This is a genomic window from Flavobacterium sp. FlaQc-28, assembly GCF_044007415.1.
GTDB lineage: Bacteria > Bacteroidota > Bacteroidia > Flavobacteriales > Flavobacteriaceae > Flavobacterium.
The window spans coordinates 1-201 of sequence record NZ_JBIPCM010000052.1 but is presented as its reverse complement, the minus strand read 5'-3'; the positions used below and the strand labels follow the sequence as shown (position 1 = coordinate 201).

At 47.3% G+C, this 201-nt stretch carries 1 protein-coding gene; it reads left to right on the top strand.

From position 1 onward, the window contains the following. A partial coding sequence (locus ACHRVL_RS23155; RefSeq protein WP_395415615.1) for a hypothetical protein occupies positions 1 to 201 on the top strand: 201 nt, incomplete at both ends.

Here is a 201-nt window from a genome sequence, read left to right as displayed (position 1 = left end):
CAGGAACAAACGGAACATTAACGATTTGTTCAGGCAGCACAGTAACATCAGGATCATTATTTGCAGCATTAGGCGGAAGCCCAGATGCAGGAGGAACTTGGTCTCCAGCTTTCGCAGGAGCAGGAACTTATACTTATACTGTGGCGGCTACAGCTCCATGTACTGTTGATGCTGTTTCGACAGTTTCAGTAACAGAGCAGG